Origin of the sequence: Ornithinibacillus sp. 4-3 (assembly GCF_040958695.1) — a bacterium.
In the GTDB taxonomy this organism is placed as follows: Bacteria; Bacillota; Bacilli; order Bacillales; family Amphibacillaceae; genus CALAMD01.
The window spans coordinates 235,299-254,855 of sequence record NZ_CP162599.1 but is presented as its reverse complement, the minus strand read 5'-3'; the positions used below and the strand labels follow the sequence as shown (position 1 = coordinate 254,855).

Annotated in this window: 16 protein-coding genes; 5 read left to right on the top strand and 11 right to left on the bottom strand. The window is 35.3% G+C overall.

Annotated elements, in window-relative coordinates; genetic code table 11:
- Positions 1–180: 180 nt before the first annotated feature.
- On the bottom strand, positions 181–714 hold the full coding sequence (locus AB4Y30_RS01310; protein WP_368653733.1) for a YceI family protein: 534 nt from the start codon (positions 712–714) through the stop codon (positions 181–183).
- A gap of 567 nt (positions 715–1,281) precedes the next feature.
- Entirely contained in the window at positions 1,282–2,160 is an 879-nt protein-coding gene (locus AB4Y30_RS01305; RefSeq protein WP_368653732.1) for a Cof-type HAD-IIB family hydrolase, read from the bottom strand.
- Between the two features lie 167 nt (positions 2,161–2,327).
- Between AB4Y30_RS01305 and AB4Y30_RS01300 the strand changes: the two genes are divergently transcribed.
- Complete coding sequence (locus tag AB4Y30_RS01300) at positions 2,328–3,638, top strand: MFS transporter (protein ID WP_368653731.1); 1,311 nt, start codon at positions 2,328–2,330, stop codon at positions 3,636–3,638.
- Between the two features lie 62 nt (positions 3,639–3,700).
- Here the strand turns inward: AB4Y30_RS01300 and AB4Y30_RS01295 are convergent, their stop codons facing one another.
- Complete coding sequence (locus AB4Y30_RS01295) at positions 3,701–4,687, bottom strand: ring-cleaving dioxygenase (RefSeq protein ID WP_368653730.1); 987 nt, start codon at positions 4,685–4,687, stop codon at positions 3,701–3,703.
- A gap of 323 nt (positions 4,688–5,010) precedes the next feature.
- On the opposite strand from AB4Y30_RS01295, the gene AB4Y30_RS01290 reads away from it, so the two are divergent.
- On the top strand, positions 5,011–6,051 hold the full coding sequence (locus tag AB4Y30_RS01290) for an AI-2E family transporter (protein WP_368653729.1): 1,041 nt from the start codon (positions 5,011–5,013) through the stop codon (positions 6,049–6,051).
- A gap of 602 nt (positions 6,052–6,653) precedes the next feature.
- Here AB4Y30_RS01290 and AB4Y30_RS01285 read toward each other — a convergent pair.
- The 5 genes from AB4Y30_RS01285 to AB4Y30_RS01265 form a co-directional block, all read right to left on the bottom strand.
- On the bottom strand, positions 6,654–8,105 hold the full coding sequence (locus tag AB4Y30_RS01285; protein ID WP_368653728.1) for an Msr family ABC-F type ribosomal protection protein: 1,452 nt from the start codon (positions 8,103–8,105) through the stop codon (positions 6,654–6,656).
- 229 nt (positions 8,106–8,334) lie between these two features.
- Complete coding sequence (locus AB4Y30_RS01280; protein WP_368653727.1) at positions 8,335–9,276, bottom strand: RimK family alpha-L-glutamate ligase; 942 nt, start codon at positions 9,274–9,276, stop codon at positions 8,335–8,337.
- Positions 9,277–9,521: 245 nt separating this feature from the next.
- Positions 9,522–9,851, bottom strand: coding sequence for a nucleotide pyrophosphohydrolase (locus AB4Y30_RS01275; RefSeq protein WP_368655141.1), 330 nt, complete (start codon positions 9,849–9,851; stop codon positions 9,522–9,524).
- Between the two features lie 350 nt (positions 9,852–10,201).
- Positions 10,202–11,782: an ABC transporter substrate-binding protein gene (locus AB4Y30_RS01270; protein ID WP_368653726.1), complete on the bottom strand. Its 1,581-nt coding sequence runs from the start codon at positions 11,780–11,782 to the stop codon at positions 10,202–10,204.
- A 107-nt stretch (positions 11,783–11,889) separates the two neighbouring features.
- A complete protein-coding gene (locus tag AB4Y30_RS01265) occupies positions 11,890–13,023 on the bottom strand; it encodes an aminotransferase class V-fold PLP-dependent enzyme (RefSeq protein ID WP_368653725.1) in 1,134 nt (377 codons plus the stop codon).
- Between the two features lie 51 nt (positions 13,024–13,074).
- On the opposite strand from AB4Y30_RS01265, the gene AB4Y30_RS01260 reads away from it, so the two are divergent.
- Entirely contained in the window at positions 13,075–13,767 is a 693-nt protein-coding gene (locus AB4Y30_RS01260; protein WP_368653724.1) for a Crp/Fnr family transcriptional regulator, read from the top strand.
- A gap of 93 nt (positions 13,768–13,860) precedes the next feature.
- On the opposite strand, the gene AB4Y30_RS01255 is transcribed toward AB4Y30_RS01260, so the two are convergent.
- From AB4Y30_RS01255 to AB4Y30_RS01245, 3 genes are all read right to left on the bottom strand, one after another.
- Entirely contained in the window at positions 13,861–15,048 is a 1,188-nt protein-coding gene (locus tag AB4Y30_RS01255; protein ID WP_368653723.1) for an amidohydrolase family protein, read from the bottom strand.
- A gap of 264 nt (positions 15,049–15,312) precedes the next feature.
- On the bottom strand, positions 15,313–16,179 hold the full coding sequence (locus AB4Y30_RS01250) for a putative RNA methyltransferase (RefSeq protein WP_368653722.1): 867 nt from the start codon (positions 16,177–16,179) through the stop codon (positions 15,313–15,315).
- A 12-nt stretch (positions 16,180–16,191) separates the two neighbouring features.
- Positions 16,192–17,070 carry a GNAT family N-acetyltransferase gene (locus AB4Y30_RS01245; RefSeq protein WP_368653721.1) on the bottom strand — a complete coding sequence of 293 codons (879 nt, stop codon included), beginning with the start codon at positions 17,068–17,070 and terminating at the stop codon, positions 16,192–16,194.
- A gap of 136 nt (positions 17,071–17,206) precedes the next feature.
- On the opposite strand from AB4Y30_RS01245, the gene AB4Y30_RS01240 reads away from it, so the two are divergent.
- Both AB4Y30_RS01240 and pepF read left to right on the top strand, forming a co-directional pair.
- Positions 17,207–17,488 (top strand): hypothetical protein, encoded by a 282-nt coding sequence (locus AB4Y30_RS01240; protein ID WP_368653720.1) that lies wholly within the window; start codon positions 17,207–17,209, stop codon positions 17,486–17,488.
- Between the two features lie 210 nt (positions 17,489–17,698).
- On the top strand, positions 17,699–19,510 hold the full coding sequence (gene pepF / locus AB4Y30_RS01235; RefSeq protein ID WP_368653719.1) for an oligoendopeptidase F: 1,812 nt from the start codon (positions 17,699–17,701) through the stop codon (positions 19,508–19,510).
- The last annotated feature ends 47 nt before the right edge of the window (positions 19,511–19,557 follow it).

The following is a 19,557-nucleotide window of genomic DNA, read 5'->3' as shown; positions in this document are numbered from 1 at the left end:
TTAAAGAGACTTTCTACCTGCAAGAGACAGAATGTTCCGAAATATGTATTTTTTCTCATCCCTAAATTATTTTGCCTCTCGAATTAATTATAATTTATTTTACCAATAAGTAAAGAAGAAAACGACGCCATAATGATATGGTCGTCGTTCTCTTCTTTACTACTATTCATTTAAAAACTCTTATCCTTCTTGAGCTGGATTTGCTTCTAATTCGATACTAATTTTGATTGTATCACCAACTAGGAAACCGCCTGTCTCTAATGCTTGGTTCCATGTTAAACCAAATTCCTTCCGATCAATCTTCCCTTCTGCAGAAAAGGCAACCACTTCTTGCCCCCATGGATTTACTCCTTTACCTTCATACTCCACTTCAAAGGTAACTTGTTTCGTAACTCCCTTGATTGTTAAATCACCAGTAAGATCGTACTCATCGTCATCTGTTTTTTCGATTTTTGTAGATACAAAAGTCATTTCTGGGAAAGTTTCTGTATCAAAGAAATCTGCTGAGCGTAAGTGATTATCACGATCTTCATTAGAAGTATGGATCGTATTCATATCTACTGTAAATGAAACATTTGCTGTTTCTAAATTCTCAGGATCTCCTTCAATCGCCCCTGTAAAACCTGAAAAACTACCTTTCACTTTTGAAATCATCATATGTTTAACTGAAAAACCTACATTTGTGTGAGATGCATCAATATTCCAAACTGTCATTTGTTCATCTTCTCCTTTAAATTCATTTATTAAATTTACTATAAAATAAAATTATCTCGAAGTCAAGATATTTTATTTAATAATATACAAAATGATTTCTTTGCTGTATGTCCTTACATCCTTTATGTACAAAAGGATAACTATTTATTCTATTCCCCAATAAAGGGAAGAAAAAACAAGAAATGTGGAAAAAATAATGTGGAAAAGAACGAAAAGCGCAGATCGCCCTTACAGGCTAAGAACACGACCTTCTGTCGCAACGCCTGCACTAGCACATCCTATGCGTCGAAAAACGTAGAAATTGGAGGGACACAACCGAGATAAAGGAAACATGCCTCTTTAAGGGGTATCCAACGTTGGGCTTCCTTATAAAACAAAACCGATGTTGACTTATTGTAGGGAATGACGTGAAATCTCTTAGTTTTTGGCGCTCGGAGCTAGACAATGCTATCTTTGAATAAGCATTACTTTACGCAATTTTTATAATTTCTAGTGTATGTAATAAAATTCACCTTTTTTGGTGAACTTTTCTGATGGCCAATTCTATTATTTGTAAACCAAAACATATTATGCATAGGAACGGAATAACATTTTACGGAGAACGTTTTCTTCTAAAAATTGTGCCACACCGTCTTGTTCATTCGAATAAGTGATGATGTCAGCATGCTTCTTCACATGTGCAGGAGCGTTATCCATCGCAACACCAGTTCCGGCATACTCTAGCATGGAAATATCATTATCATAATTTCCGAAAGTAATAATATCAGCTGGACTGATTTGAAAACGATTAGCTAACCATTCTACAGCTCTTCCTTTGCTCGCTTCATTACTCATGATATCAATCGATCCTTCGCCACTTCTAACAACATTTAAACTTGGCACCGTATTTGGAACATAACGTTCGATATTATCCATTTGTGTCATATCACCAATAATTGTTGTTTTTAAAATCGGTGTGTTCAACTGCAACATATCTTCTACTTCATTAGTCGGAATACCTTTTGAAATGAACTGATTTAGTAATCTCTCATAATTTGACTCTATAATAAATTTATCTTCTGTTGATGTGAAATACTCGTATTCCCAAGTTTTAACTAGTGAAACAAGGTTCGTAATATCTTCTTTCTCATATGAAAGCGCAAAATCTGATGTGTAATTTTTTAAATTGTATACGAGCGCCCCATTAAAGCATACGAGCGCATCTGTTAATGCTAACTGCGAGGCAATTGGCAACGCACCATGTAAATGTCTTCCTGTTGCAACAATTACTTTATGCCCTTCTTCACGAACCTTTGTAATGACATCGATAGTCCTTTCTGACAAACGACCTTCATTATTCAATAATGTTCCATCTAGATCAATAGCAATTAATTTCATTTTCTCACTTTCCTTTCTATATTTTTCTTTAGTTTGTGCTAAATCTTGCTGATTCATTTCTGTTTTCATCCCTCCTTTCATCTTGATTATACCAGGAGAGTATAAAGGAATTGTAAACATCAAATGAAGCTTTTATTACAATCGGGTAAGAAACCTGTAAGCAAATACTTATGAATTTGGTGAAAAGTAAGATAAATTAATAAGTATATTTAAAATAGAACATGGGGGGATATGGGATGAGCAAAGAAGATCCGAGACAGTATGAAAAATATACAAAATCAGATGCCGAAAGAGAAAAACTACATAAACGTACATTGACTGTTGTTATCATGTCACAAATATTTGGTGGGGCAGGATTAGCTGCTGGAATTACGGTTGGTGCACTTATCGCTCAAGATATGCTGGAAACAACTCGTTATGCCGGATTACCTGCTGCTCTTTTCACACTAGGCTCAGCACTTTCTGCTTTTGTTGTTGGACGGCTTTCACAACGATTAGGGCGGCGTCTCGGTCTAACAATTGGTTTTGTAACCGGAGGAATCGGAGCAATTGGAGTCATTTTCGCTACTACTTTTAATATTATTTGGCTTTTCTTCCTCGCGTTATTTATTTATGGTGCAGGAACATCGACAAACCTTCAAGCAAGGTATGCCGGTGCTGACTTAGCTAATGCAAGACAGCGTGCTACCGCTGTTAGTATTGCAATGGTCTCCACAACCTTTGGAGCTGTAGCTGGTCCAAACCTAGTCGAACCTATGGGTAAGGTGGCTGAATTTATTAATATCCCGTCACTTGCTGGTCCATTTATTTTGGCAGCTGTCGCTTATATTCTAGCTGGATTAACCTTCTTCTTTTACTTACGTCCCGATCCACTATTTGTCGCACAAGCAATTGCTGAAGAAGAAAGTAGGCAAGCAGACGCAGCGGGAATTCCAGTAGATAGAGGACATACAAGTATTCAGCGTATCGGAATTATCGTTGGTTCCATTGTTTTAGTTCTATCTCAGATGGTTATGAGTTCGATTATGACTATGACACCTGTGCATATGCGAGATCATGGATCTGGTCTATCTGCAGTTGGATTAGTTATTGGACTTCATATCGCTGCAATGTACTTACCTTCTATCGTCACCGGTCGACTTGTCGATCGAATTGGTAGACATCGAATTGTTATTGCTTCTGGTATTACCCTTGGGATTTCAGGTATTATGGCAGCATATGCACCAGGAGAATCACTTTTCTGGATGGCATTTGCACTTATTTTACTTGGGCTCGGCTGGAACTTTGGATTAATTAGTGGAACAGCAATTATCGTTGACTCTACAAATGTTTATACCCGTGCAAAGACACAGGGGTCCGTGGATGTATTCATCGCCCTTGGAGGAAGTGCTGGTAGTTTATTATCAGGAATTATTGTTGCAAATGCCAGCTTCTCTATCCTTGGATTTATCGGAATGTATCTAGCACTTTTACTTATCCCACTTATCTTCTGGGTACGCTTAAAAGAGAAAAAGCTCGCGCAAGATAAAATGAGAATGACTAGTTAAGACATTAATAAATCAAATGCCCACCTTGTTAAACTTTAAGAACTAACAAGGTGGGCATATTTTTATAAATATTCTTTTTCTATTTCTAATGTGCTGCGGGTTGTATCAATTGGTCGAACAGCTGCTTCAATTTGTTCACGCTTATTCTCTAAAAATGGTGGTAATGACAAGCGTTCACCTAGTGTTTCGTAAGGTTCATCCCCCATAAATCCAGGTCCATCTGTTGCCCATTCAAATAAAATGCCAGGCGCAACACGAGAATAAAGTGATTCAAAGAAGAAACGATCTACATAACCGGATGTTCGGAAACCAAACTTCTCCATGCGTTCCGTCCATTCATGTAAAACTTCTGTATCTTCAACACGGAACGCAAGATGATGAACAGTTCCATAGCCTTGCATACCGTTTGGTAAAGCCGTGTTATGCTCAATGATTAACTGAGCACCATTGCCACCCTCGCCAACTTCAAATAGGCTTAAATCTCCTTCTTGATCTACTAATCTAAACAATAAAGCCTTCTCTAGAACTTCTTTCATATAATCAAATTGTGCAATACGAATATGAACTGGACCAAGTCCTGTAATTGCATACTCTAGCGGTACTGGACCATCCTGCCAAGGAATACCTGAAGAAACTCCTTCATTTGTTTCATCTGAAACTAACATATACTGCTGATCATCAAAATCGACAAATGACAATGTTTTCTTGCCAAAAAGCTCCTTTATCCCTGTATGAGCTACTTCATATTTATCAAAACGCTTTACCCAATATGCTAGTGCATCATCTGTTGGAACACGAAATCCTGTTTTATAAATTTCATTTGTTCCATGCTGCCCTTTCATAATACCTGGGAAATCAAAGAACGTCATATCTGTTCCTGCAGATCCTTTATCATCAGCGAAGAATAAATGATAGGTTTGAATATCATCTTGATTTACCGTTTTCTTTACTAATCGCATACCTAATACATAAGTGAAAAATTCATAATTCTTTTCTGCACTACTTGTAATCGCTGTAACATGATGAATTCCTTTTAATTCATTTGTCATCAATAAACATCTCCTTATCTAAATCGTTTATTTTCTTAAATTATCGTCTAAAATAATAATGACCTATTCTTTTAGATAAAATCGTATTTGATATAAAATTAATTAGTATATCTCTAATTCGAGATAATAATAACATGTTATATTATCAACTGTCAAGTTCTTTATCCCTATAATAGTAAAGCAGCAATTAACTGCATTTACGTTTTACATAAAGAAAAAATCCTATTTGTTACTAATTTTTTACTTGTGTTTTTCCACTATTAATCAGATACTAAACATATAGCTAAAGACAGAAAACCGGAAAACTAGAAGGGAATTAAGAAATGGAAGCTTTAACAGCATTCTTTCAAAAGAAAGCAGTAAAACGAGCAATTATTTTTGGTTTAATTATACTTATTTTATACAGTATGAGAAGCATGTTAAACCTTATCCTACTTACATTTATATTTACATTTTTGATGAATGGGCTCGTAGAGTTTATCTTAAGACGAGTGAAGATCAATCGTGCTATTCTCGTTTTATTTCTCTACTCTATCATTGTCGGAGTTTTGACCATTGGCATTATACGATATTTACCTGTTATTTCAATGGAAATCAGCCAACTGATCAGGCAAATTTCTAATTTCTCTGCACAATCATATGATAGTAAAGTCATAAAGTTCATTGAATCTGTAGTAACAAGTAACCAGATTAAAGCATATTTAGAAAGCGGATTTTCATTCCTATTAAAATCCTTTACAGATATTAGTAAAACAAGTGTCCAAGTGTTAATCGCTATTATTTTAAGCTTGTTTTTCCTTCTTGAAAAGGTTCGTTTGATCAAGTTCACAAATAAATTTAAAGACAGTAAAATTGCTCCTTTTTACCATGAGATTGCATTTTTCGGTAAGCGCTTTTCTCTTACTTTCGGAAAAGTGATTGAAGCACAATTTATGATTGCCTTGATCAATACTTTCTTATCTATCATTATGCTTATGGTATTAGGGTTCCCACAAATCGTTGGGTTATCTATTATGATTTTCTTCCTCGGCTTGATTCCAGTGGCAGGAGTAATTATCTCCCTTATTCCATTATCCATCATTGCATTTACCATTGGTGGTATTATGAAGGTTGTTTACTTACTCATAGCAGTTACTGTCATCCATGCCATTGAAGCATATATTTTAAATCCTAAGCTGATGTCATCAAAAACAAACTTACCAGTGTTCTATACTTTTGTTGTCCTTATTTTTTCACAGCACTTCTTCGGTGTATGGGGATTAATCATTGGTATTCCAGTATTTGTTTTCTTACTTGATGTGTTAGATGTTAGTAATATGTCGCAAAGAATTAAAGCAAATAAGAAGCCAAAAACAACTGGATAGAAGCTATTATAATAAACAAAGATTAGCGCAAGAGTATTCTAGTTAGGGTTCACAAACATAAATGCTATAAAAACCCGCTTCGGAAATATACTTCGCTTTCCATGGGCGGCTGGAGAGCCTCGACGGACAGGACGTCCTAATGCAGACGTTGCCACAGGACGTGGCGTACTCGTCTGCCTCGTGCTTAGCACTCCGGGGTCTCACCTAGGCCTTTCTCCCATAGGAGTCTACGTATATTTCCTACGCTTTTTTTGCGCTTTGTTCGGTTCTTTAAATAAAAATTTCTTTTGTCCAGTCACTACTTATTTAATTTTTCAGACTTTTTATGTTGCATGGACTTTACTAAGTTGAGATGAACCTTTAAAACGAAAGGACATGCTTATGCAAAAGAAAACTTCTCTATTGATTGCTCTTTGTCTGGTATTGATATTTGTAATTTTATATTTCTTTAACTCTACCTGGATATTGATAAACGGAATTCCATGGTTAACAAAATTCATTCTCCCTTGGATTCTATTGTATTGGTTTATTCGTTTCGTAAAAGCGATGGAGAGTAAAAATAAAACAGGCTGATATCATGAGATATCAGCCTGTTTTATTATTTAATAATGCAGTTGTTTCTCTCCAATACGCCATACAGCATCTGCCACATGCTCCATAAACTGTTGATCATGTGTTACTAACAAAATCGTTCCCTCATAGCCAAGGATAAATTTCTCTAATGCTTCAATGGCTTGCACATCTAGAAAATTTGTTGGTTCATCAAGTAATAGAACATTATAAGCTCCTAAAAACAGATGACATAGTTGCAGGCGTATAGCTTCACCACCACTTAAATCCTGCACTCTTTTTTCTATATCTGTTCCTGTAAATTGCATCATATGAAGTACACTACGTAAGAAACCTTCTTCATAGGATGAACGATTTTTAATAAATTGAAGTACAGTTTCATCTGCACTGAATTGGTAGCTCATTTGTTGAAAATAACCAATCTCTACCTTTGGCGAAATATCAAAACGCGTATCATATGCTGCAATATGCTGCAGCAACAAGCTTTTCCCACTACCATTCTTACCAGTAAGCGCTATTTTCTTTCCTAAAGGCAGTTGAAAGCTTACCTCGTTCAACAAAGTGCGCGAACCTATTTGTAATGTGATTCGATCAGCCATAATTGGGAATTTATTATGAAGTGGCTTCGTTTTTGCTGGACGAAAGATAATCGATTGTTCCTCTTTCACCGATTCAACCACTTCCATTTGTTCCATACGACTTTCAATTGCTTTCGCTGCACGCTGTACCCCTTTTTGACTTGTTCCTTTGGATTTCGTCATCAGCGATTTATTTGGTTTAGCCTTTGCTTCTTTTTTAGACATTCTATTTGCTTGGGTAATTTTTTGTGCGCGTTGCAGCTTTTCTTCAGCCGCTTTCTCTAAACGGGCCATTTCTTTCGTATATTGTTCATGTGCTTGTTGTTGCTGTTCACGTTCTAATTCTTTCTGCTCAAGGTAATTTTGATAATTGCCTGTATATACTTGAACACGACCGTCTGCTACTTCCCAAATCGTTGTAACGATTTCATTTAGCAGTGTCCGATCATGACTTATCATCACTAAAGCACCGTAATAATAACGTAACTCCTCTGTCAAAAATGCTATTCCATCACGATCTAAATGTGTGGTTGGTTCATCTATGAGTATTGCCTCATGATAATCCGAAAATAATTGTGCCAGCTTTAATCTTGTTTGTTCGCCGCCACTTAAGGATGATGATTCTTTTGGTACATTTAACTTACCAATCAATGCAGGGTCTGCCGCTTCTTCTGTTGGCATCTCCATCTGCTTTAAATAACCTTCTGATACATGGCGGTATATTCTGCCCCTCGTCGGTTCAATCATTCCAGTCAATAATTTTAATAAGGTACTTTTCCCTGCACCATTTTTCCCTACGATACCAATACGGTCAAATTGATGCACAGCTAAGCGATCTATTTTCAAAATCTCTTTATCTAAATAATGCATTTCTACATTTTCTATTTCATAACATATTTTTTCCATCTAGCTATCCTCCAAAATAATTAAATTTCGTATCGACAGCTTAGATCGATACGAGCTTTTTTACTTTAAAAGCTCGTATTAAAAGAATAATGGTAAATACATCATCATAATTCCTCCTACTCTTTACTACAGATAAGTATAACATTTTTCATCCCTATCTTAAAATGATCAAAAAAGGGTAAAGTCACCCCTTGATGACATTACCCAATAATCTTAGTATGTTTAATTCCTATTTACTTTCATTGGCCAATGCAGTTTTTAAGAATGTTGCTAGCTCAAGCATACCGTATTTATCTGCTTTTGCTTCAGCTTCTGCATTATAGTTTGTATTTGTATTTACATCATAAGTGTAGATTTCTCCATCACTATCTTGAATAAATTCAATTCCTGCTACATCAATTTTGTTTTCTTTTAAAAATGCTTCATATCGTGCAATCTGGTCTGGATCAATACCAGATTCAATAATTTCAAACATTGGCGCTTCTTCCACTGCTCCTGTTGGGCAATATAAATCATCCACTCGACATGCATCTGCGGGGCATAATTCAAACCCCTCTGATGTATCAACTCTAACTGCATATACAAATTTTCCACCAACAAATTCAGTTCTCGTAATAAATGGCTTTGGAGCTTGAATATACTGTTGAATCAATGTGATTCCATCCACAGGCTCCTCGAATTCTGGACCATCTACATATTCTTTAAGTGCTTCCTTTGAATGGAATAATCGTACACCTAAGCCTTTTCCAGCTCGATTATGTTTAGTAATAAATGATGATTCTCCTAATTTCTCAGCAGCTTCGAAAATTTGATCCCGACCAACAGCTGCAATTGTTTTCGGGGTTTTAATCCCACTTTTTTCTAATGCAGTATATTGGTTAATCTTACTAATCTCTAGCGAAAGTGCATGTGATCCATTAAATACAGTACGATCATGTAATTCCAACCAAGCTAGGACTCCCCCAGCCAATTCAGGAGCATAACGGTGATTTCTTGTATGCGAAGAGGCACTCATTCGATTATAAAATACACCTTCAGGCGGAACAGATGTTAAATCAATAACCCCCTGGTCCAAATGCCATGTTTCATAAGGTACTTCTAATTCCTCCAAACGATTTGTTAAATGAATTGTCCACTCATCATTCTCATGTAAAATATATACTTTTGTCATCTATATACCGCTCCTTTATATTTAATGTCTAACTATTCAAACATTTTATTTGTTACATCTCCTACTCATTTGTTAAATATTTTACTTTAAAACTCCCATTAAGTAAAGTATTCTGATTAGTTTACTATGAATTAATTTATAATTAAGCAAAATATGCTTGATTACCATACATATTAGATGCCAAAATAAATAACCTGTGGCTATCTAATAATCAAAGATAGCCACAGGTTATTTATTATTTTTAATTATAATTCCGTATATTTCACCCTGCTTCCACTTGCTTTCTCCACAGGATACTTTAATCCATTCTTCTTTATCTTATTTTCAATCGCATCATAAAGATCAATATTCGTAGCCTCTGCAATTAGCAATGCATAAATAACCACATCTGCTAGCTCGTCCTGCATATCTTGGTGATTTTCTGCCAGTGCTTCCTCATCTGTTTTCCATTGAAACAACTCTAGTAGCTCACTTGCTTCTAAAGATAAGGATAATGCTAAATCCTTTGGTTTATGAAATTGTTGCCAATTCCGTTCATCACGAAAAGCAACAGCCTTCTTTTGTAATTCTTTAATATCACTCATTATGTCACCTGCTTTACTGAAATTAGCTTATATTCTATATATTTCATCTTATCACTTCTTGAAAGGATTGAACAAACACTTATTTTCCTCAAAAAATATGCCTAAATCCATTTTAGGCATATTAGATTTTCTTTACGGGGCATCGATAAGTTCCACATGAAATTCGGGATCCTGGCATTAGCCCACAATATCCTGAAAGTAGCTGAGCTTCGCAAGCTACTTTTCAAGGATTTTTTACAAATGAAAAACAAGGGGAAGAATGAGTTATTTTTCTTCCCCTTGTTTTATTTTTAGGGCTTATTGGACAGCCCCTTTTTGAAGAATATTTAAACATTAATTAGTTAATTAGTTACTCGAGTGTTCCATAAAACAGGACCAGAGGATGTTGTGAATCCTTCTACGTTATTACTAACACCAAACAAATTATAATAACATCCTAATTGTGAAAGTGGCAGGTGTTCTTCCCACGCATAACTTTGTAATTCATCCCATAATCTTTTTGCTTCTTCTTCGTCAGGAGAGGTTTCAATTTCTTCTAATAAATCGATTATCGCTTGATCTCCTACTCCACCTGCAAAAGTTGGATTAATCTGTACTAATTGAATAGGAGTATTTACTGATGAAACGCCAACAACTAGCGAATCCCAGCTATCACTATCGTTAATCATCTCGTTAAATGTTGCCCAATCAAATACATCTAGTTTTATATTCATCCCTGCTTTGGTCAACTGTTCTTGAATAACTACCCCTGCCTGATAATATGCAGGATAATCGCGAGTAACCAATATTTTAAATTCCTCGCCATTATATCCAATTTCTTCTAGAATTTTTTTGGCTTTTTCTATATCTTTTTGGTTATAAAATTCTTCCCCTGCATTGCTTGACCAATTTACAATGTCTTGACTCATATATCCTGGTGAAAAACTATAAAGCTCTTCTCGCGTAAATGCAGCTAAAAGAATCTCATCTATATTTAATGCTGCATTTATTGCTTCTCGCATTTTAAAATCTGCTGCAGGTCCTGCTTCCTTATTATAAAGGTAGATTAATTCTCCCCCTGAATCTAACATTATTTGTAGATTCGGGTCACTATCTACGTTCTCATAGTCATCATACGCAATTTGATATACAATATCATATCTGCCTGTTTGTAGACCTGCTATACGGGTAGATGGATCTGTTACAATATCAAAGTAGATATCATCAACTAGAGCAACTTTTTCTCCTGCTAGCCCATCTGACTCAAAATCAACTGAACTATAATCCTCATATTTTTTAAAATGAATATACTGATCCTGCTTCCACTCTACAAATTCAAAAGGACCTGTTCCAATATATTCTTGTAATCCATCTTCTGTCTCAGCTTCAATAATTTCTTTTGGCATGATTGCTGCTGCTTGTTTAGGTGATGCCAATGTATCCATCACAAGAGCAGAGGGCTTTGCTAGCTCTAAAACAACTGTATGATTATCTATTGCTTCAAATTTTGCACCCTCAAAAATTGAACCCGTAACTGGTGATTTATCTAACCAACGATGCATAGAAGCAACGACATCTTCAGCAATCATTTCTTTGTCATTATGAAATTTAACTCCTTGCCTTAAGTTGAATGTATATATTTTTCCATCATCACTTATATCAACTGATTCTGCTAGCATTGGAATCACTTCATATTTTGAATTTGTTGTTACAAGTGTTTCAAAAATTAATCTACCTGTATCTCTTGTAGAAGTTCCCGAAGCTAAGTGTTGATCTAATGTTGGCGGTTGCGCATTTAACGCAATCCGCAACTCTCCACCAGCATTATTTTCCTGACTTCCTCCATTTACCTCTGAAGTCCCATCCTCTTTTGAGCTACAACCTACAATTAAAAACATCAAAACGAATAAGGCAGCAAACAGCCTGTACTGGTATTTTTTCATTACAAATCCTCCACATTATTCTTATTATTTAGTAGATGTTATTTAAAACTCCCTCATAAAGAGAAACGCTTCTATAACAAAAGTTAAAGGATCATGGTATATAGTCTTTATCTTGATAATTCGATCAATAAATCTATGGCATGTTTTATGTCTTCTTTATGGTTATAAAAATGTGGTGCGACACGAATCACATCATTTCTAGCAGAAACAATAACATTCTTCTCTTTCATTCTTTTTTCTATTTCACTGGCATCGGGAACATAAATCGCCGTCATTGCTCCTCTTTTTTCTGGAAGCAACGGGGTTTTGACTATTAAGTTTTTTTCTTTTGCATATTCGATCGTAAATGCAGATAGCTCTTGTAAATACTTTTCAATATTTGAAACTCCAATTTCTAATAAAATATTTAACGCTGCTTCTGCCGCAAATGCATTAATCATAGGCGCAGTCCCCGAGTCAAATCGTCTAGCGCCCGAAGCATACTTAATATTTTGAATATCAAAAGCAAACGGATCACTCTGACCGAACCAGCCTGTCACTTCAGGTGTAAGATTTTTAGCAATTTCCTTTTTGATATAAAGAAAAGCAATTCCAGGTATACCAAGAAGATATTTTTGCATACCAGCAGCTAGAAAATCGATATTTGACTCTTTCACATCAATTGAAGCCTGGCCAGCAGATTGGTATGCATCTACAAATAAGTAAGATCCTTTCTTATGCGCAATTTCTGCAATTTCTTTAAGATTTTGTTTATAGCCACTATAGTAAGTTACATGTGATATAGAGGTGAGGAGTGTCTTTTGATTAATTAGTTTTTCATACATTTTTGATGAAACTTTTCCATTTTCTTCTGATGCAAAAATCACATCATACGCTTCATTTGACTGTGATAGCCAAACATGACCAACACAAGGAAAGTCATTTTCAGTTAAAAGAATTTGATTTCGAGCTTTAGAAGGATTTAAGCTGTTTGCAATTGCAGATATGGCATGAGAAACAGAAGAAACTACTGCAATCTCATCTACATCTGCATTAATTAATTGGGCAAAATTTTTACGTGAATTTTCTACTGCATCCATCCAACCTTCCCAATCCATCCCGTTATTCTCCCAAGACTCGATATATTTATTAATATGTGCTTTTACATTTTTATTCATTGCACTCTGTGAACAGCTAGAAAGTTGAATACTTTGATTTAATATGGGAAACTGATTACGATAATTCAAAAAAATTTTTGTCATAAATATAAACTCCTATTCAGCATATTTTTCATTTACGAAAGGAAAGATTCTATGTTAAATAATGATTGGTCACTTTCACCATGGTTAGACGAGCTTCCATATGATTGGTCAGAGCTGGAAGAATTAGGTGCTGTGATTTCTATAAAAAAGGACGAAAATTTATTTCTTTATAATGATCCTGTTGAATATATTTACATTGTTCGAGAGGGACGAATCCGTCTTTCATTAAATTCTGTCTCAGGTGACGAAAAAACGATCGCAATTATCGGTAAAAATGGACTCCTTGGAGAAAGTGACTTCTTCCAAAACCAAAGGCATGTAGCAACTGCTATTGCTTCTAGTCCTAGCATTGTTATAAAAGTAAAACCAATGGACTTCCAAAATGTTATCTTTAAAAACAAGATTTACATGAATCAACTCCTACAGATGATGAGTCTTAAAATCCGTCTCCTTACACAGGACTCTTTATACTTGGCCCACAGCTCTTCTTATCAAAGAATATGCTTGATGTTTTTACAATTAGGGATGTCTTATGGGGATGATCCTAAAAATCCCAGCCAGATCAACATTACTATCCCTTTTACTCAACAAGAAGTGGCTGATTTGGTTGGAGCTACACGTGTTACAGTAGCTAACAATATCAAATTATTAATTTCTAAAAACATTATTTCAAAATCAGGAAAATATTATTGTATTGAGAATGTAGCAAAGCTTAACGAAGAACTGTATTCGATCCAAACTTAAAATACGAAAGGGATAAAACGCTTTCATTTTTCCGCGCCTCTTCGTACAGTTCTTCCTCTTTTCTCCATTCCATGAAATAGTTCAAATCAATTTCTAAATACTAGATTTAAACATTAAATTTCCATTTCTAAACACATACTCTACCTTACGAAATGCTGAAATATCTTCTTCAGGATCTCCTTTTAATAAAATTAAGTCACTACATTTTCCTACTTCTAAACTTCCTGTCTCTTTTTCAATACGTAGAGCTTCTGCTGCTGTATAAGTTGCTGCAGTAATAACTTCTCTAATTGACATGCCTAACTTTGCCATAAGCTCTAATTCCGTAGCAAAATCTCCATGATAATTAAAAGGTGTCCCTGCATCTGTACCCGCCGCAATTTTAACTCCAGCACTGTATGCCTTTTGGAAACTTGCTTGATGCGGCACAATAGCTTCTTTATTTTTTTGAACAGCATATTCAGGAATACCAGCCTCTACACCATGTTTCACAATATTATGTGGCGCTGCTAATGTAGCTACTAAATATGTTCCGTTTTCTAACATTAACTCGATCGCCTCATCATCAAGCTCTACACCATGTTCTATAGTTGTAATTCCTGCTCGAATTGCATTTTTAATCCCTTCATTTCCTTGGGCATGTGCAGCTGTAGTTCTACCGGTATTTTCCGCTTCTTGGCATCCTGCTTTCATTTCTTCTTTACTTAATTGGGAAGCACCTGATTTCACCCCAGGAGTTAATCCGCCACCAGTTGCCATAAATTTTAAAAAATCAGCTCCAGCTTTTAATTGTTTTCGGGCAGCCTTACGAACTTCATCAACTCCATCTGCTTCCATTGCCCAGCTATGGCAATGACCTCCTGTCATCACTATAGGATAACCTGAAGCTAGAATTCTCGGACCTTTTACAATTCCTTCATTAATTGCATTGCGAAGAGAAATATCAATATTATATTTAGAGCCTGCATTTCGGACTGTAACAACTCCAGCCTGTATATGTTTGTTTGAATTAACTAATGCCCTTAACGCACCTGTTGCTTCATTATCTTCTGCTTTCTGTTTCATCGAATCCGGTTCTCCATCACTGTTTAAATGAACGTGCGCATCTATTAAACCAGGCAAGCATGTATAGCCAGAACCATCTATTTTCATATCTGCATCTTGTGCTTCTGCTTCTTGACCAATTGCTAGAATACCAGATTCATCAAACAGAATTTCTGTATTCTCTAATTTTTTACCTACCCCATCATAGATTGTTACATCCGTAATTTTTGTTTTCATATTTTTACTCATCCCTTCTATAATTAAAAAATAATACTTCACAGTCTATGTAAGTTAGTGGAAATATTTATATCTAATCCACGAATTTATTATAGATAATAAAAGTCAGTAAAAATATAAAATATTTAACATATTGAATCAATAAATAATTTTCAGTTATTTACAAACAAAGAAATATATTTAGTCATCGTAGAGGAAAAATAAATTAAATATCTCCTATTTTTCTGCACAACAAAAAACAGCGTATCAAAAATATACGCTGTCTCATCTATCTGACTTTTTGCCAACCAAAATTTCCAAATCAATCGTTAATTGATCGATCCCATGCTTTCGCAGTTGATCTTTTTCTCCTTCTTCTATATTCCAAGCTAATGGGGACATATTGATTAAGTGCTCTAGTTCTTGCTCTGATATGCTCTCTGTTGTTTGTACATGCATATGCTCTATAAGTTGGAATTGATTTTCAAACAATTCAACCGTGTCTTCATTTGAATAAGTCTGTTTATCATCCGCATAAAGTGCTTCCCTTAGCTCTCTAAAGTAGTTCTTGCCTGGAATAACCTTCACTACGATGCCTTCTTCTGATAAAATCCGTTTAAACTCTTGATAATTTGCTGGAGATAAGATATTTATAATGGCGTTACAGGATTGATTAGCTAGTGGAGCATTTGCTAAATCGCCAACTAGCCATATCGCATGATGATAATGCTTAGCCGCTCGAAGCACACCTTCTTTTGCAATATCAATTCCAATTCCAAGCATATTATTGAGATCGCTTTTCTTCATAATCTGCTCTAAGTGTGAACCTTCACCACACCCAGCATCCAATATCGTAATCTCTTTAGTTAGGTGTGTTTTAAGGATATCTGCCACACTTGCATGCAGCTTCGTGTATAAATTTGTTTCTCTTATCACTTCCTGCCTTGAAGCAAACAATGCCTTATCATAAGGTGTTTTTACAGATCGCATCAACATATTGATATATCCTTGCTTGGCAAAATCAAAACTATGGTTATTCGCACATTGTAGACTACGTAGCTCCACAACCTGAACTTGTTCCTCGCAAATTGGACAGCGTAGTTTATCCTCATATTTCTGAACGAGCTTTGCGCTCTTTTCTTTATTTGACATAATTAATCTTCCTTAAGTATGTGATGTAATTGGAAACAAAAAATGCCCATTTAATAGTGGTTCCTTTGCTAAAATAAATAATGCATCTTCATCATTCGACTGTTTTTCTACACTTAATCCAGTCATATTTTCATCGATTGTAAAATAAAAAATTACCTTTTTAGTCGTTTCTTTTTGGATATTAGCTACTATTGTTTTAATATCCGGCTTCTTTAAAGCAATAATATCAAAAACATGAATAGTATCTCCTTCTTCCTCCATTAAAACAAGTGTATCTAATTCTGCTATGTGGTAAATCATATCATGGAAAGGAATAGAAAAATAAAATAATAATAAGCTAGAATAGTCCTGCACATCCAATACTTGGCTATTCACATATCTTTCTTTTGCAAACTTCTCTAATAATGCACGGTCTTCTTCAATCATAATTTTTCGGATATTTTCAGAAATAGAAGAAGCTAATCCAGTTTCTTCTAAATCCAGACAATATACGGATTCATCGATACGTGTAAAACCAAATTTCGGATAGAAATTCAAGACCGTTTCATTTGCGAATAAATAAATGAAATCACAAGCATCTTTATATTTCTCTAAAATATGCTCCATTAATTTGCGAGCTAACCCTTGTTTTTTGTATTTTTCATCTGTCATCACTGTACCAATCTGAATAGCATGGTAGGATTTTCCATTGATAATGATATGTAATTTAGTGATGGATGCATTTGCGATTACCTGATTTCCTTTGATAAAAGAATACGGAATATAATCCTCATTCCAATAATCATATTGATACCAATTTCGAAAATCAAGATCAAAGGTTTTGAGCGCTAATTGATTAAAGCTCTCTCTTAATTGTTGATTGTTTCGATAGTTGGAGACTAATTTATACATAGGCACACTCCTAAAGCTCTTTCATATATATTTATCTTAACACAGCCTTCTTTGTTGGATATTTTTCAATCTTAAGTTAAAGTAATAAGAAAGAGTGCAAAAATATTTAAGAATCTGTAAATATTAGGTGGGAAACATGAATATCATATTAAAATATGAAGAAGTTGAGCGAAAGATTGATATCTCTGGGGTAACTTATGTTGCACAAATATATCAACTACAACTTACTGCACAAGGAATTTATTCATTTACATCCCAATTTCCGCATAAGGAAACATTTGATTTATCTTATAAGAAGTTCTCAAACGGGAATGGAATGCTATATATTCATACCATTCGCGGTGTCTTTAGCTTTCACATTGTTGAAGATGCAAATGATTTCATTCGAGCATATAAAAAACATATTAAGGGTCTGTAGTTTTGTTTTTATTGTTTAAAATACGTGTTCAAAAAGGACAGTAAAAAGGACCGAGAAGTTCAAGGCAGCGTAGCTTAGAGTAGCGGAATGTATGGTTTTAATACATGAGCAACGGAAAAGCAAGCTAACGCAGAAATTCGATGTGTCATTTTTGGTGGACTTTTCGAACAACCTCTTAAAATCAATTTTCATATAAAGGAGAGAAACAATGTGTCTAAAAAATTACCAACACGTGCTGAAGTAGACAAGCAGTATACATGGAATTTAAAGGATTTATTTTCTTCGGAGGAGCAATATGAAGCAGCGCTTGCCAAAGTTCAGGAAGATGTAGTGGCTTTCGAAACAACTTATAAAGGACAGCTAGCAAATGACCAGGTTCTATTAGAAGGATTACGCGCTTACCAGAAAATTGCTGAACAGCTCGTACCAATTGAAACCTATGCACGACTTTCATTAAGTGGGGACCAAACAGATGACGAGGCACAAATGCGTTCTAATAAGCTAGCAAGTATTTCTAGTAAAATTGGGAGTTCTCTCTCCTTTGTTCGAAGTGAATTAATGAATTTAGAAACAGAAAAATTAACTGCACTTAAAGATGCAGAGCCAGACTTCATGAAATACTTTGAACAAATTATTCGTGGTAAGCCATATCAATTAGCACCAGAAGTAGAAAAAACATTGGCTGCATATGCTTCTACCTTCCAAGCACCATATAGTTTATATAACACAACAAAGCTTGTTGACTTAAAGTTTGATGATTTTACAGTGGATGACAACACCTATTCCTTAAGCTACACCACCTTTGAAGGAGATTTAGAATCTACTCCTGACACCAATGTGCGTCGTGCTGCGTATAAAGCCTTTTATAGCCAATTACAAAACTACGAGCATACGACTGCGAAAACATATGACACTTTATTACAAACAGAAAAAACAACTGCCGATCTGCGTGGCTATGACTCTATCTTCGATTACTTACTACACAATCAGGAAGTAGATCGAAACATGTACAATCGTCAAATTGATTTAATTATGAATGAGTTGGCACCACATATGCGTAAATATGCAAAACTCTTAAAACGTATTCATAAGTTAGATCAAATGACTTTTGCAGATTTAAAGATTCCTCTCGATCCTGCATATGAGCCAAAAATCACTGTAGAGGAATCTAAAAAACATATTCTAGAAGGTCTTTCCATCATGGGTGATCATTATCTTGGCATGGTGGAACGTGCTTATGATGAACGTTGGATTGATTTTGTGAAAAATATTGGAAAATCAACTGGAGCATTCTGTGCTAGTCCATATGGTCACCATCCATATATTCTTATTTCATGGACAGGAAGTATGGAGGATGTATTTGTTCTTGCTCATGAGTTAGGTCATGCTGGACATTTCTACCATGCAAATGACTCACAATCTATTTTAAATGCACGTCCATCTCTTTACTTTATTGAAGCTCCATCTACAATGAATGAGATGTTACTTGCAAATCATCTTCTGAAAAACACGGATGATTTACGCTTCAAACGCTGGGTAATCTCTTCCATTGTTTCTCGCACCTACTATCATAACTTTGTCACACATCTCTTAGAGGGTGACTATCAACGCAAAGTGTATGAAATTATCGATGCTGGTGGTAGTGTGAATGCCAATGTATTGAATAAGCTAAAACGCGAGACATTGGAGCAATTCTGGGGAGATACAGTAGAAATAAATGATGGAGCAGAGCGTACATGGATGCGTCAGCCTCATTACTATATGGGCTTATATCCATATACGTACAGTGCCGGATTGACTGTCTCTACGGAAATGGCAAAACGGGTACTAAATGAAGGGCAATCTGCAGTAGAAGACTGGATTAATGTGCTGAACGCTGGTGGAACTAAGGATCCAATTGGCTTAGCGAAGATGGCAAATATTGATATTACAACAGATGAACCACTGAAGAACACCATTGCATATATTGGTGAATTAATTGATGAATTAGTTCAATTAACAGATGAATTAGAAGGTCAATAATACGTTTATAGCTATACTCCCTTTATAGTGGGCAGAGAAGTAGGAAG

What these genes read in the sequence shown, in the direction of transcription:
- AB4Y30_RS01310 (WP_368653733.1), bottom strand. Translation starts at nt 714, where the DNA reads ATGACAGTTTGGAATATTGATGCATCTCACACAAATGTAGGTTTTTCA.
- AB4Y30_RS01305 (WP_368653732.1), bottom strand. Translation starts at nt 2,160, where the DNA reads ATGAAAACAGAAATGAATCAGCAAGATTTAGCACAAACTAAAGAAAAA.
- AB4Y30_RS01300 (WP_368653731.1), top strand. Translation starts at nt 2,328, where the DNA reads ATGAGCAAAGAAGATCCGAGACAGTATGAAAAATATACAAAATCAGAT.
- AB4Y30_RS01295 (WP_368653730.1), bottom strand. Translation starts at nt 4,687, where the DNA reads ATGACAAATGAATTAAAAGGAATTCATCATGTTACAGCGATTACAAGT.
- AB4Y30_RS01290 (WP_368653729.1), top strand. Translation starts at nt 5,011, where the DNA reads ATGGAAGCTTTAACAGCATTCTTTCAAAAGAAAGCAGTAAAACGAGCA.
- AB4Y30_RS01285 (WP_368653728.1), bottom strand. Translation starts at nt 8,105, where the DNA reads ATGGAAAAAATATGTTATGAAATAGAAAATGTAGAAATGCATTATTTA.
- AB4Y30_RS01280 (WP_368653727.1), bottom strand. Translation starts at nt 9,276, where the DNA reads ATGACAAAAGTATATATTTTACATGAGAATGATGAGTGGACAATTCAT.
- AB4Y30_RS01270 (WP_368653726.1), bottom strand. Translation starts at nt 11,782, where the DNA reads ATGAAAAAATACCAGTACAGGCTGTTTGCTGCCTTATTCGTTTTGATG.
- AB4Y30_RS01265 (WP_368653725.1), bottom strand. Translation starts at nt 13,023, where the DNA reads ATGACAAAAATTTTTTTGAATTATCGTAATCAGTTTCCCATATTAAAT.
- AB4Y30_RS01260 (WP_368653724.1), top strand. Translation starts at nt 13,075, where the DNA reads ATGTTAAATAATGATTGGTCACTTTCACCATGGTTAGACGAGCTTCCA.
- AB4Y30_RS01255 (WP_368653723.1), bottom strand. Translation starts at nt 15,048, where the DNA reads ATGAAAACAAAAATTACGGATGTAACAATCTATGATGGGGTAGGTAAA.
- AB4Y30_RS01250 (WP_368653722.1), bottom strand. Translation starts at nt 16,179, where the DNA reads ATGTCAAATAAAGAAAAGAGCGCAAAGCTCGTTCAGAAATATGAGGAT.
- AB4Y30_RS01245 (WP_368653721.1), bottom strand. Translation starts at nt 17,070, where the DNA reads ATGTATAAATTAGTCTCCAACTATCGAAACAATCAACAATTAAGAGAG.
- AB4Y30_RS01240 (WP_368653720.1), top strand. Translation starts at nt 17,207, where the DNA reads ATGAATATCATATTAAAATATGAAGAAGTTGAGCGAAAGATTGATATC.